Annotated in this window: 13 protein-coding genes; all 13 read left to right on the forward strand. The window is 48.1% G+C overall.

All coding sequences use genetic code 11. The features are described from left to right. The 13 genes from HP399_RS03165 to HP399_RS03225 all read left to right on the forward strand — a co-directional run bounded on the left by HP399_RS03165 (position 1) and on the right by HP399_RS03225 (position 13,057). Positions 1–1,149 carry an NADH-quinone oxidoreductase subunit D gene (locus HP399_RS03165; protein ID WP_016740195.1) on the forward strand — a complete coding sequence of 383 codons (1,149 nt, stop codon included), beginning with the start codon at positions 1–3 and terminating at the stop codon, positions 1,147–1,149. Continuing rightward, positions 1,146–2,156, forward strand: coding sequence for an NADH-quinone oxidoreductase subunit NuoH (nuoH, locus tag HP399_RS03170; RefSeq protein ID WP_173619698.1), 1,011 nt, complete (start codon positions 1,146–1,148; stop codon positions 2,154–2,156). Before HP399_RS03165 ends, nuoH begins: the two co-directional genes overlap by 4 nt. 135 nt (positions 2,157–2,291) lie before the next feature. Further along, the gene (gene nuoI, locus HP399_RS03175) at positions 2,292–2,705 is read left to right on the forward strand and encodes an NADH-quinone oxidoreductase subunit NuoI (protein WP_007722093.1); all 414 of its coding nucleotides are present in this window, start codon (positions 2,292–2,294) and stop codon (positions 2,703–2,705) included. 1 nt (position 2,706) lies between these two features. Further along, entirely contained in the window at positions 2,707–3,216 is a 510-nt protein-coding gene (locus HP399_RS03180) for an NADH-quinone oxidoreductase subunit J (RefSeq protein WP_173619697.1), read from the forward strand. Then, positions 3,213–3,524, forward strand: a complete 312-nt coding sequence (gene nuoK / locus HP399_RS03185) for an NADH-quinone oxidoreductase subunit NuoK (RefSeq protein WP_007722089.1) — start codon at positions 3,213–3,215, stop codon at positions 3,522–3,524. Before HP399_RS03180 ends, nuoK begins: the two co-directional genes overlap by 4 nt. A 27-nt stretch (positions 3,525–3,551) precedes the next feature. Continuing rightward, the gene (gene nuoL / locus HP399_RS03190) at positions 3,552–5,465 is read left to right on the forward strand and encodes an NADH-quinone oxidoreductase subunit L (protein ID WP_173619696.1); all 1,914 of its coding nucleotides are present in this window, start codon (positions 3,552–3,554) and stop codon (positions 5,463–5,465) included. Continuing rightward, on the forward strand, positions 5,458–6,990 hold the full coding sequence (locus tag HP399_RS03195; RefSeq protein ID WP_173619695.1) for a complex I subunit 4 family protein: 1,533 nt from the start codon (positions 5,458–5,460) through the stop codon (positions 6,988–6,990). The genes nuoL and HP399_RS03195 overlap by 8 nt, the downstream gene beginning before the upstream one ends. Positions 6,991–6,993: 3 nt before the next feature. Next, entirely contained in the window at positions 6,994–8,526 is a 1,533-nt protein-coding gene (gene nuoN, locus HP399_RS03200) for an NADH-quinone oxidoreductase subunit NuoN (RefSeq protein WP_173619694.1), read from the forward strand. Positions 8,527–8,630: 104 nt separating this feature from the next. Further along, positions 8,631–8,861: a DUF1146 family protein gene (locus HP399_RS03205; RefSeq protein WP_007722081.1), complete on the forward strand. Its 231-nt coding sequence runs from the start codon at positions 8,631–8,633 to the stop codon at positions 8,859–8,861. Between the two features lie 97 nt (positions 8,862–8,958). After that, positions 8,959–9,702 carry a YwmB family TATA-box binding protein gene (locus tag HP399_RS03210; RefSeq protein WP_173619693.1) on the forward strand — a complete coding sequence of 248 codons (744 nt, stop codon included), beginning with the start codon at positions 8,959–8,961 and terminating at the stop codon, positions 9,700–9,702. An 18-nt stretch (positions 9,703–9,720) separates the two neighbouring features. After that, positions 9,721–11,046 (forward strand): UDP-N-acetylglucosamine 1-carboxyvinyltransferase, encoded by a 1,326-nt coding sequence (murA, locus tag HP399_RS03215; RefSeq protein ID WP_173619692.1) that lies wholly within the window; start codon positions 9,721–9,723, stop codon positions 11,044–11,046. 172 nt (positions 11,047–11,218) lie between these two features. Continuing rightward, entirely contained in the window at positions 11,219–12,235 is a 1,017-nt protein-coding gene (gene spoIID, locus HP399_RS03220) for a stage II sporulation protein D (protein WP_173619691.1), read from the forward strand. 87 nt (positions 12,236–12,322) lie between these two features. Next, a complete protein-coding gene (locus tag HP399_RS03225) occupies positions 12,323–13,057 on the forward strand; it encodes a M23 family metallopeptidase (protein WP_173619690.1) in 735 nt (244 codons plus the stop codon). Positions 13,058–13,130: the final 73 nt, after the last annotated feature.

Below are 13,130 nucleotides of genomic sequence, written 5' to 3' on the forward strand. Positions count from 1 at the left end.
ATGAACCATAACATCCTCACGACTCATGTAGATACCTCTTCTGAAACAGGACTTCGTACGGAAGAGATGTTATTAAACGTAGGTCCACAGCATCCGAGTACACACGGAGTATTTCGCTTGGTAGTAAAAATCGATGGGGAAACCATTAAAGAAGCGATTCCGGTGATGGGTTATCTGCATCGAGGTACAGAGAAGTTGGCTGAAAACTTGACCTATACACAAATTATTCCTTATACAGACCGTATGGACTACGTGTCCGCCATGACCAACAACTACGTTCTCTGTCACGCAGTAGAAACGATGATGGGGTTGGAGATTCCAGAACGAGCTCAGTTTCTACGATTGATCGCGATGGAACTGAACCGGGTGGCGAGCCATTTGGTTTGGTGGGGAACGTTTCTTTTGGACATTGGTGCGATGGGGCCCTTCCTGTATGCATTCCGTGATCGGGAGACGATCCTGGATTTGTTTAATGAGCTATGCGGGGCGCGGATGACCTTTAACTACATGCGTGTAGGCGGAGTGAAATGGGATGCACCTCCAGGCTGGACAGACAAAGCCAAAGAATTTGTCCAATATATGAAGAAGGAATTGAATAACTACCATCAGCTGGTGACGGGTAACGAGATTTTTATTAACCGTCTCAATGGAATCGGCAAGTTCGATACAAAAACGGCATTGGATTACTCGCTATCAGGTGTCATGCTCCGCTCGACAGGTGTCAAGTGGGACCTGCGCAAAGACGAACCGTATTGCATTTACGATCGTTTTGAATTTGATGTACCGACAGCCACTGAGGGAGATTGCATGGCGCGCTATCATCTGCGCATGGCTGAAATTGAACAATCTCTACGAATTCTTGAGCAGGCATTGGAGCAATTTCCGAGTGAGGGCGAAGTCATGGGCAAAGTACCACGTGTGATTCGCCCGCCTGCTGGGGAGACATATGTGCGCATCGAGTCACCGCGAGGAGAAATTGGTTGTTACATTGCCAGTCAAGGTAAGGATAAACCGTGGAGATTGAAGTTCAGACGGCCTTCGTTTACCAATCTGCAAATTCTGCCTAAGCTGTTGCAGGGGGAAAACCTCTCGAACATGGTTGCCATCCTGGGCAGTATCGACATCGTGCTCGGGGAGGTTGACTGTTGATGAATACTCTCTTGCAGCAAGCACCCTCATGGGGGACCACGATCTGGTTTATCGTAGCGGCAGTTTTACTGCTTGCAGTCGTGTTGGGATTCGTTACGTACGCCATTTACTTTGAGCGTAAAGTGATAGGGTGGATGCAGCTGCGCATCGGGCCGAATCGAGTAGGACCATTGGGACTTCTCCAGACGGTTGCAGATGTTGCCAAGCTGCTATTAAAGGAAGATATTCGTCCGCAACACGCTGACAAAGCGTTGTTCACTTTAGCACCAATATTGGCCTATGCCCCTGCTTTTGCCGTATTGGCGGTCATGCCTTTTACGGACAGCATTCGGTTCGCTGATCTGGGAATAGGGCTGTTGTACTATATCGCCTTGTCTGGGATCACCGTATTAGGCGTGATCACGGCTGGCTGGGCCTCGAATAACAAGTATTCGCTGATCGGGGGTCTCCGCTCCGCTGCGCAGATGATCAGCTATGAAGTACCGCTGGTCATGTCCGTGGTGGGTATCGTTCTATTGACGGGCAGCATGAATCTCAAAGATATTGTCGAGGCGCAGCGGGATGTCTGGAATATTGTTCCGCAGTTTATCGGATTTGTTGTATTTATCATTGCTGCCCAGGCTGAGCTGAATCGTACGCCATTTGACTTGCCAGAAGCAGAGTCGGAGCTCGTTGGTGGTTACCACGTCGAGTACTCCGGTTTCCGTTTTGCGATGTTCATGCTGGCGGAGTATGTGTACATGTTCGGGATGGGTGCCTTGATCACGATTCTCTTTTTTGGTGGATGGTTGCCGATTCATCCATCGTTGGACTTCATTCCGGGAATCGTCTGGTTTATCCTTAAATTTTCAGTTTACGTCTTCCTCCAGTTTTGGATTCGCGCCACGATGCCGCGCTTACGTGTCGATCAACTGATGTCGTTTGCCTGGAAAGTGCTGTTGCCCGTGGCATTGTTCAACATCCTGCTCACAGCCGTAGTGGTATCTTACCAACATGGCATGTTCTAGTAGCGACTTGATCGAAAACGACTACGTCCTACTGTTTTCATAGCGCAGGCTTCGCCATAGGCTTGCTTCGCCAAAAGCTAGCTTTCGTCAAAAACGTGGTGCAGCCAAGTTCTCAAATCCTGAGGGGTGACACACATGCTAGGACTGGCCAAAGGCCTGGGGTATACATTTAAAAAGCTCACGGAGAAAAAGGTAACCCACTTCTATCCGGATGTGCCCTTTCCAATGCCGCCTCGCTTTCGCGGTATTCAGCACTTTTCTCCTGAAAAATGCATCGTCTGTAACCAATGCGCACGCATTTGTCCGACAGAGTGTATTCAACTGACAGGGAAGCCCCATCCTGATCCGGAGAAAAAGGGAAAGATTATCGATACGTACGATATCAATTTTGAGCTGTGCATTTTATGCGATCTGTGTACAGAGGTTTGTCCCACTGAAGCGATTGTGATGACAAACAACTTCGAACTGGCTGCCTATAGCCGGGACGAATTGTACAAGAACTTGAAGTGGCTCGACGACAACAATACGAACGTCAGGGAGGAGAATTAGTATGACAGGCGAATTCGTTGCCTTTTTTATCCTGTCTCTCCTGACGATCGGTGGCGCGGTGTTTATGATCAGCTTTACGCGCGTCGTCCACATGGTCATCTCATTGGGCGTTACGTTTATCAGCATTGCAGGTCTGTTTGTTTTGCTGGGAGCGGAGTTCGTCGGGGTCGCACAAATTCTGGTTTATTCAGGGGCTATCTCCATTCTGATGCTCTTTGGAATCATGCTGACCAAGCATGATGCGAACGATGAGGGAACGGGCCGGACATGGAAAAACCGTTTTATCCTGCTTTTCGTAATCGTTCTGTTCGGATTATTGTTCTGGGGTGTGCAAAATACACCGTGGCCTGCGCCACCGCCACCTGCAGAGGCTCCTGTAGATAATGCAAAAGAAATTGGTATCGAAGTATTCACCAAATTCGTCATACCATTTGAGCTGTTGTCTGTTCTGTTGTTGGTCGCGTTGGTTGGGGCGATCATCATGGCGAAAAAGGAGGGGGATAACGAATGACAGTAAGTATTTCCTCCTACTTAATGGTTGCTTTGATTCTCTTTTGTGTAGGCTTGTACGGCGCATTGACGAAGCGAAATGCAGTCGTCGTCTTGTTATCAATCGAGCTGATGCTAAATGCTGTAAATATTAACCTGGTCGCCTTTTCCAAATTCGGACTGTATCCATCTGTGACAGGACAAATCTTTACCTTGTTCACGATGACGGTTGCAGCTGCCGAGGTTGCCGTAGGGTTAGCGATCCTGATTGCGCTGTATCGCAACAAGGAGACCGTGAATGTAGATGAAATGGACCAAATGAAACGATAAGAGGGAAACCTGAAAAGGAGGACAAAGATGGATACTCTAATGCACTATGCCTGGCTGATCCCTCTGTTTCCGCTTCTTGCTTTCATCGTGATCGTCTCATTTGGTCGCCAATTGAAAGAAGGAGCGGCCATAGTGGGCATTACCCTGACGGCTGTTTCTTTTGGAATCGCAGTGCTCATCTTCTGGGAGAGATTCCAGGGTGGGGGAACCGATTACAATTATGTGATAGATTGGCTGCATATCGGCGATATCGTGATCAACATGGGATTCGAAGTGAATCCGCTGAATGCCATGATGCTCGTCATTGTGACATTGGTCAGTCTGTTGGTCCAAATCTATTCCAAAGGCTATATGCATGGGGATGAACGCTTTCCAGTGTTTTATCAATACCTAGCGCTGTTCACGTTCTCCATGCTGGGATTAGTCATCTCGCCAAATTTGTTGCAAGTATATATTTTCTGGGAGCTGGTCGGGGTATGCTCCTTCCTGCTCGTTGGCTACTACTACTTCAAGACAGAGGCAAAAGCGGCTGCCAAAAAGGCTTTTATCGTTACACGCATCGGGGATCTTGGTCTGTTCATCGGGATATGTCTGTTGTTCTGGTGGACCGGAAGTTTCGAGTACGGAGCGATTTTTGAGAGTATCGCACTCGGACGACTAGAACCATGGATGATTACGCTCGCGGCGATCCTCATTTTCATTGGGGCCATGGGGAAATCAGGTCAATTTCCGCTTCATACGTGGTTGCCTGATGCCATGGAAGGTCCAACACCTGTGTCTGCATTAATTCACGCGGCAACGATGGTCGCGGCTGGTGTTTATTTGGTCGCTGCTACCTATCCGCTGTTTATCGCATCCGATACGGCTTTGACAGTTGTGGCGTATGTAGGAGGATTCACCGCCATATTTGCAGCTTCGATCGGCCTGACTCAACGGGATATCAAGCGTGTCTTGGCTTATTCCACAGTCAGTCAGCTCGGGTACATGATGATGGCATTGGGGGTAGCTGGTGCTGCTGGTTATGTAGCAGGTTCCTTCCATTTGATGACGCACGCGTTTTTCAAAGCATTGCTCTTCCTTGGAGCGGGTAGTGTCATCCATGCCGTACATACGCAGAATGTATTCGAAATGGGTGGCTTGTGGAAAAAGATGCCGATCACCGCTTTGACTTTCTTGATCGGTTGCTTGGCGATTGCGGGGATCTTTCCGTTCGCTGGTTTCTGGTCGAAAGAAGCAATCCTGGGAGCTGTTTACGGAGCGCATCGCTACGATTTACTGTTCATCGCGCTCTTAGCAGCATTCTTTACCGCATTCTATATGTTCCGTCTGTTCTTCCTGACATTCGCAGGGAAGGCACGTGGCAAGCACGAAGCGCACGAATCTCCAGGAGTCATGACAGGTCCACTCTTGGTCTTGGCATTGCTTGCGGTTGTCGCAGGCTTTGTGAATACACCGTACGCGCCATTACTCTCTGATTGGTTGTTGTCAACCAACACAGGGACGGCAATCACGAGCATTTTTGGGGAAGGCAATGAGCATGCACCATCTTGGTTGCAGATTGTGGCTCTGTTGATCTCGATTCTCGGAGTCGTGCTGGCTTACCTGATGTACGGCAAGAAATCAATCTCCTCGGACACGATTCCAAAAGCAATGCCGTGGCTCTATCAGCTCTCATACAAGAAGTACTACATCGATGAGCTGTATCACAACGTCATTGTTCGTCCATTAGGCTGGCTTGGATTTGTCCTAGATGTATTTGATAAGTATATTGTGGATGGTTTGGTTGGATTGACAGCAAAAATCACCCAAGGAATCGGATCTTTGCACGCAAGAGTACAAAGTGGGCAGATTCAGTCCTATGGAGCAATGGTCATATTCGGTCTGTTACTCTTGATCATTGCCATCAGTTTGACGGCCAAGGGAGGTGGACTCTTTGGGTAATATCCTTTTGTCATCACTGGTGTTCTCTCCGCTGCTGGCGATTCTCGTCATGGCTTTTATCCCCAGTCGACATGCAGGTGTGATCAAGCAGGTCGGGATTTTTGGAACGTTGCCGGCACTTATCTTGGCAGGTTGGATGTTCGGCATGTTTGATTACGAGACAGCCAATCTTCAGTTCGTAGAAAAGCACAATTGGATTTCGATTCCGATTGGAATGGCTCAGGCAGGCACCGTCTTTGCTTTTGAGATCAACTATGAACTCGGTGTAGATGGTATTTCGATGCCATTGATTTTGCTGACGGCGATTATCGGTACCCTCGCAGCAATTGCTTCGTGGCAGATCAAGAAGAGGCAGAAGGAGTATTTTATCCTGTTTCACCTGTTGTTGATCGGTATGTTGGGAGTCTTTGCTGCAGACAATCTGTTTCTGTTCTTCATTTTCTTCGAGCTGACACTCGTACCGATGTACTTCCTTGTCGGGATTTGGGGATATGGGGAGCGCGAACAAGCGGCGAACAAATTCCTTTTGTATAACGGAATCGGTTCAGGGATTATGCTGCTGGCTTTCATCGTAATCTTTGTCATCATGCGGACGCTCAATATGGATGAAATCACGGCGATCCTGACGACACCAGGGCATCCGATAACCGAAATCCTTACGCCGGAAATGCGTTTTGGCATCTTCCTAGCGCTATTTATCGCTTTTGCGATCAAGTTGCCAGTCTTTCCGTTCCACACGTGGATGCTACGCGTACACGTACAGGCTCCACCTTCTATCGTCATGATTCACTCCGGTATTTTGTTGAAGATGGGGGCGTACGGTCTTTTGCGGATGGGAATCGGCTTCTTCCCAGAGCAGGCCTATGATTTCTCTATGTGGATGGCAGTTTTGGGGATTATCAACATTTTGTATGGAGCTGTACTGGCTTTCGTACAAAAGGATTTAAAAATGGTGCTGGCTTACTCTAGTATCAGCCATATGGGTATCGTCTTGCTTGGTTTCGCTTCGATGAACACGATTGGGTTTCAGGGAGCGATGTTCCAAGTGGTATCCCACGGCTTTATCTCAGCACTGCTCTTCTTCTTGATCGGTGTCATTTGGGATCGGACACAGACATCGATGCTCGACGATTTGGGCGGTTTAGCCAAGTCCATGCCGTTTCTTAGCGGCGTGTTGTTGGCAGGCGGGATGGCTTCACTCGGACTTCCGGGCATGTCCGGATTCATTAGTGAGTTCTTTGCCTTCCTGGGTCTGTTTGGTCGTTTGCCAGTAATGGCAGCAGTGGGAGCGATCGGGATTGTCCTCACCGCGGTGTATTTACTCAGAGCGATCTTGAAAACGACTTTTGGCCCTACTCCAGGTAGATGTACAGGACTTGCTGATGCACAGCCGATGGAAGTCATACCGATGGTAGTCCTATTGGGATGTATTATTCTCATCGGGGTTTATCCGGCAGTTCTGGGGAATCCGATGCAGCAGGCGCTGAAAACGATCGTACCTATCGTAACGGGAATAGGAGGGTAATCCATGGAAGTTAAAGATATTTTCTCATATGACTGGAGCTACCTTCTGCCCGAGTTTATCATTCTTGGCTTTGCTACCTTTTTATCACTGTTGGATCTTTTTGCGGGTAAACGCCTTGGCAAGCAGGTCATCGGTTGGCTATCCTTCCTGGCAACGGTCATAGCGGCGATCTTTGTGATCATCAATATGAATGCTCTCGATAAGCCATATAGCTACATGATCGACATGATCCGAATCGATGATTACGGCAATGCGTTCAAGTTGATTTTCCTGGCAGGGACAGCTTTTGCCATTCTCATCTCGCTGTCCTATCTGAAATCAGGGGAAATCCAGCACAGAGGCGAGTATTACTATTTGCTGCTGACCGGGCTTCTCGGGGCTATGGTCATGGCTTCGTCTGCTGACTTGATTACCTTGTTTGTGGGACTGGAGCTATTGTCTCTCTCGTCCTATGTACTGGTCGGATTGCGAAAAAAATCGCAGCTTTCCAACGAGTCGGCGTTCAAATACGTCGTTTCGGGAAGTATTGCCACTGCTGTGCTCCTGTTTGGGATGTCGTACGTGTACGGACTCACGGGAACCACACATATTTATGAAATCTCATTCCGATTGGCAGAAGCGGGAATGGCGGGCTATCAGTTCCTCGTCTATACGGCGTTTGCGTTTCTCGCAGTAGGTCTTGCATTCAAAATATCTGCAGCGCCTAACCATATGTGGGCGCCAGATGTGTATCAGGGTGCTCCTACCCCAGTCACTGCTTTCCTGGCAGTTGTGTCAAAAGCAGCAGGGTTCGCGCTGATCTTTCGAGTGATGATGATCTCGTTTTTCAACGTTTCCGATGGAACGGGATCAGGACGGTTCTTTTTCGAAGAGGGAAGCCTCTATCTGGGGTTGATGGCTGCGGCCTCGATGATTATCGGGAATACGATGGCGCTCAGGCAGACAAACGTCAAACGTATGATGGCTTACTCAGGTATTGCGCAAGCGGGCTATTTGCTCGTGCCGTTTGTACCGCCGACCTCTCTCTTTTTCAGCGAAGTGATCTTTTATCTGTTCGGTTACTTGATCGTCAGCTTTGGTGCTTTCGCTGTGATTATGGTTGTATCTCGTGAGCAAGAGACAGAGGATTTGAAAGGATTCGCCGGATTGTATCATCGCTCACCAGTGATGGCGATTGCGATGAGCATCTTCCTCTTGTCCTTGGCAGGTATCCCGATTACGGTTGGTTTCTTCGGGAAGTTCTATCTGTTCATGGGTACATTAGTGGTAGAAAACTACTGGCTGGCGGCGATTATGATCATCACCAGCGTCATTTCCTACTACTACTACTTTGGGATTATTCGTCAGATGTACATGCGTCCTGGGACAACTGAAGCACCGATGGTTGTGCCAAAAGGCATTTGGATGTTTATTCTCATCATGGCAATCGCTACTGTCTTCTTCGGTGCTTTCCCGGGTCTGGTCACCGACTATATCCAGATTCATTTCAATCCGTCCTTTGATTTTGGGAACATGCTCTCTCCCAGCTCTCAGTGATACTCGTAACTGAATAGCACTTCAGGTACAATAGAAGGGATGGCTCGTGATCGGGCCGTCCCTTTTTCTATGATTCTTGGAAGGGTAATGAGGAGGTAGCGAACATGCCACAAGAAGTATATGGCTTGTTGAGTATCATTTTATCGATTGCGTTTATTGGGCTCGCTTGGTGGGCGTTGCAATCCTTTCGCTTTGATAAGATTTTGAAAAAACCAAATGGTGCTCAGGCGAAGCTGTTGCAAATTTTTCTTTCCATTGTGATTGGATATGAAGTGTCCCGCTTTTTCCTTGATTACTTGGGCTGGTCCCTGACATTCGGGAATTTGTTCAACTAAATACCCAAAGACGACGATTCGCTGGTATATCCACCCAGCTACATGTACAAAATGAGAAGTACAAAGAGATACATGTAAGCATAGGGAGAGGATATCAATGGGGAAATGGTCTGGTTGGTGCGTGCTGGCTCTATTGCTCGTGATGGGGGCCGTGTATTGGATGCCTGCACAAGCAAAGGAAGAAAAGCCGGTTGTGACAGAAATGATGAAAGTACTAGAAGAAACGGGCGCAACGGGTGTATCGGTTCAGGTACGTATGCGTACGGCAATGGGAGAAGGCCTGCGTCCTGAACAAGTAAAAGAGTTGGCGACAAAATGGGCACAACAACTTGAGATTCCGTTTTCCCCAAGCGAACAATCGCGCAAACACAACATACTCGCATATAGGACTACATACACACAAAACGGCGTGGAACTGAGCTACGAGGTGACAGGAGTTCCTAAAAACGGAGCATTTTCTGTATATCTAGTACTTCAGTTATCTGGAAACCGTGATAACCTACTATATATTGGACAAGTACAGGAAACCTTCACGAATGCCCTGCAAAGCGCCGACTTTATTCCGCAAATTAGCACTTGTATTCGCGGATTGTACAATGTTAAGATGGGTGTTGACCAACAGGAGGGTAAAATATTGTCGATTTTTGGTACTCTCCAGGCGACAGAATTAGAACGTTTGCAAGATGATACGGTTGTCAGCATTTCAGGGTATACCCCTATGTGGGAACCATTCATCGCGTTAAACGGTCAAAAGATGAATCTACAGGTGGCTACGCATCGTGACAGCCATTCTGGAACATGGATTACGGTAGGTACACCAATCATCACTGTGGAATATTAGCACGCGGAGGGGTACACATTGGATAAAATTATTGTCCGTGGTGGTAAGGCATTGGCTGGAAATGTAAAAGTATCTGGCGCCAAAAATGCCGTACTCCCTATTATTGCAGCATCTATCTTGGCAGAAGAAGGGACTTGCGTCATCTCAGATGTACCAGGCCTCGACGATGTCCGGACGATATGCGACCTCTTGAAATCGATGGGAATCTCCCTTACATATGATCATGAAGTGCTGACGATCGATGCTTCCAAGCTTACGAGTGTAGAAGCGTCCTATGAACTGGTCCGCAAAATGCGCGCATCTTTCCTCGTGATGGGGCCGCTTTTAGCCAGAAAAGGACAAGCTCGTGTCGCTCTTCCGGGTGGATGTGCCATTGGTACACGCCCGATCGACCAGCACCTAAAAGGGTTTGAGGCTATGGGAGCCAAAATCGAAATCGGACAAGGGTTTATTGAAGCGACGGTAGAAGGACGATTGAAGGGTGCGAAAATCTACCTGGATATTGCTAGCGTCGGTGCAACAGAAAATATTATGATGGCCGCTGCTTTGGCAGAGGGAACCACATTGATCGAAAATGCAGCAGAAGAGCCGGAGATCGTTGATTTGGCGAACTTCCTGAATCGGATGGGAGCAAAAATCCGCGGAGCGGGTACAGGATCTATCCGCATCGAAGGTGTGGAAAAGATGAAGGGCTGCACACATTGTGTCATTCCTGACCGCATTGAAGCAGGAACTTTCATGGTTGCTGCAGCGATTACTGGCGGGGATGTCTTTGTGGAAGGTGCGATTTGTGATCATCTCAAATCCGTGACTGCCAAGCTTCGTGAAATGGGCGTGGACATTGAGGAGCAAGAAAACGGTATTCGTGTACGCCGTACAGGCCCAATGAAAGCAGTTGACCTCAAAACGCTGCCATACCCTGGATTCCCGACGGATATGCAGTCGCAAATGATGGCGCTTTTGCTTGTTTCAGAAGGAACGAGCATTGTGACCGAAACGGTATTTGAGAACCGCTTCATGCACGTGGAAGAGTTCCGCCGCATGAATGCGAACATCAAGATCGAAGGCCGCAGTGCCATCGTCGAAGGCGGTTCCAAGCTGACAGGCAGCAAGGTAGCAGCAACTGACTTGCGTGCAGGTGCAGCACTTGTACTGGCTGGGCTTGTATCTGAGGGAGAGACTGAGGTTTCTGCCCTGCACCATATTGACCGTGGCTACGTGAACTTTACGGAAAAGCTGCTGGCTTTGGGAGCAGATGTAGAACGCGTGGTTCCAGAAGAAAAGGCTCGTGAAAAATCAGTTTCCGAAACCATCAAAGTAAGCTTCTCTCCTAATTTTGCTTGATAAATACGTCAACCATATGGCAAAACGAAAGATTCTCTGCGTATGCAGGGGGTCTTTTTTTCGTTCTCTCGACTCTCTCACTCTCTCGTTCTACCGCTCTGTTGCAGAACATAGACTTTAGTAGGTTATTCAGACTTTTTGTGTCTAGTACGTAACGGGGAGGATCTCTTGCATGAAACGCTATCTACTCATGTGGTTTATCGCTTTGCCGATCTTGCTCGTCCTGATGCCTGCTGCTCTGGTCTTTTGGTTTTCACCAGAAATGGGCCCTGTCAGCCAGCCAACTGTGGCCGTCTCGGAGCCTGCCATACCGGCAATGAAGGAATCGGCTTCCTCTCTGCCAGTAAAGGTGTACCGTACAGAAAAAAAGGCCGTGGAAACATTGCCGCTAGAAGCGTATATTACCGGAGTCGTAGCGGCGGAAATGCCAGCTGAGTTCGAGCTGGAGGCATTAAAAGCACAGGCGTTGGCGGCCAGGACCTATATCGTGCGTCGAGTAAAAGAGGGCAAGTTTGATGATGTGCCATCAGGCGGTCAGGTTTTGGATACGGTACAGCATCAAGTCTATATGGATGAAAAGCAGCGGCGTGAACGTTGGGGAGACCAATACGAATGGAAAAACAAACGCATCCAGCAAGCAGTTATGGCAACAGCAGGGGTTATCCTGACCTACCAGAACGAGCCCATTGACGCGACGTTTTTTTCTACCAGTAATGGTTTTACTGAGAACTCGGATGAATATTGGGAAAAGTCAATTCCTTATTTGAAGAGCGTTGCGAGTCCTTGGGATATTCAATCTCCTCGCTATGAGGAAACGGTCGTCATGTCCACGGTGGAGCTAGAAAAGAATTTGGGCGTCAAGCTCACGCAGGAGGCTTCTACCAATGGTTCCTGGTATCGGATCGAATCGCGTACAACCGGAAATCGAGTAGGAGCCATCAGCATTGGCGGCAAGGAATTTACAGGACGAGAGTTTCGTGAAAAGCTCAATTTGAATTCTTCTTCCTTTACGTTGGACTTGCGCGGCAATCAGGTTTTCATTACGACCAAAGGGTACGGTCATGGTGTCGGCATGAGCCAGTGGGGAGCAAATGGAATGGCCAAAAACGGCAAAAGCGCAGAGCAAATCGTCAAGCACTTCTATCAAGGAATTAGTCTGCAAGAGTATACAAGAGTGATCCCAGCGTAAAAGAAAAGCAAATTTTTACTTTTCCCTACTCTCTCAGGTTTATACGCCAAAATTCTGGCGATACTGAGGGATGAGGTGATGAATAAAATGGAAGATCAAAAAAATCAAAATCAACCGATTCCATTCAAGAAGGCAAGTTCTTGGAAAAAAGTTTTGGGCAAGAAATGGGCGTTTCCTGCAATCTACATCGGCACCGCAGCAATCATTCTCGCTTTTGTGATGTGGTATCAGGGCAATGTCATGGACACGGTATCCAAAATGACGAATGGCGGAGATGGCGTGGCAGTGACAACTCCTGCAGCTCCTGAGACGACTACACCGCAAAACGAAGAAGCGGTACCTGCTACAAGTGGCGTACAACCACTCGCTTGGCCAGTAGGAAAAGGCGTGCAGTACAATGTGGGCATGAATTACTACGATGAGAAAGCTTCCAAGGAGAATCAGCAAAAAGCATTGGTGAGCTTCGACAACACCTTCTACCCGCACACAGGTATTGACCTCGTATCCACCGATGGAAAGAGCTTTGATGTCATCGCAGCTCTTGCGGGTAAAGTAGTAAAAGTGGTGAACGATCCACTTGTCGGCAACGAGATTGAGATTGAGCACGCAGACAAAATGATTACGGTATATCAAAGTCTGGAAAGCGTAACAGTCAAACCAGGCGATGAAGTGACACAAGGTCAAGTAATCGGGTCTGCTGGGCGCAACACCTTTGAAAAAGACGCTGGCGCACATCTTCACTTTGAAGTTCGCATCGATAACAAGCCTGTCAATCCAGAGCAATACTTGATTCAGGCTGATACGGAAGTAAAAAATCAATAACCAATGAATTTAGAAAAACACCTGCAAAATACAACAATTGCGGGTGTTTTTTTGCGTGTGGTACAAACTGTTG

The sequence above is a fragment of the Brevibacillus sp. DP1.3A genome, from assembly GCF_013284245.2.
Taxonomy (GTDB): domain Bacteria; phylum Bacillota; class Bacilli; order Brevibacillales; family Brevibacillaceae; genus Brevibacillus.

Excerpts from the sequence above, each read along its gene's own strand:
- HP399_RS03165 (WP_016740195.1), top strand. The coding sequence starts at position 1 with ATGAACCATAACATCCTCACGACTCATGTAGATACCTCTTCTGAAACA.
- HP399_RS03205 (WP_007722081.1), top strand. The coding sequence starts at position 8,631 with ATGCCACAAGAAGTATATGGCTTGTTGAGTATCATTTTATCGATTGCG.
- HP399_RS03225 (WP_173619690.1), top strand. The coding sequence starts at position 12,323 with ATGGAAGATCAAAAAAATCAAAATCAACCGATTCCATTCAAGAAGGCA.
- nuoK (WP_007722089.1), top strand. The coding sequence starts at position 3,213 with ATGACAGTAAGTATTTCCTCCTACTTAATGGTTGCTTTGATTCTCTTT.
- nuoL (WP_173619696.1), top strand. The coding sequence starts at position 3,552 with ATGGATACTCTAATGCACTATGCCTGGCTGATCCCTCTGTTTCCGCTT.
- HP399_RS03180 (WP_173619697.1), top strand. The coding sequence starts at position 2,707 with ATGACAGGCGAATTCGTTGCCTTTTTTATCCTGTCTCTCCTGACGATC.
- spoIID (WP_173619691.1), top strand. The coding sequence starts at position 11,219 with ATGAAACGCTATCTACTCATGTGGTTTATCGCTTTGCCGATCTTGCTC.
- nuoN (WP_173619694.1), top strand. The coding sequence starts at position 6,994 with ATGGAAGTTAAAGATATTTTCTCATATGACTGGAGCTACCTTCTGCCC.
- nuoI (WP_007722093.1), top strand. The coding sequence starts at position 2,292 with ATGCTAGGACTGGCCAAAGGCCTGGGGTATACATTTAAAAAGCTCACG.
- HP399_RS03210 (WP_173619693.1), top strand. The coding sequence starts at position 8,959 with ATGGGGAAATGGTCTGGTTGGTGCGTGCTGGCTCTATTGCTCGTGATG.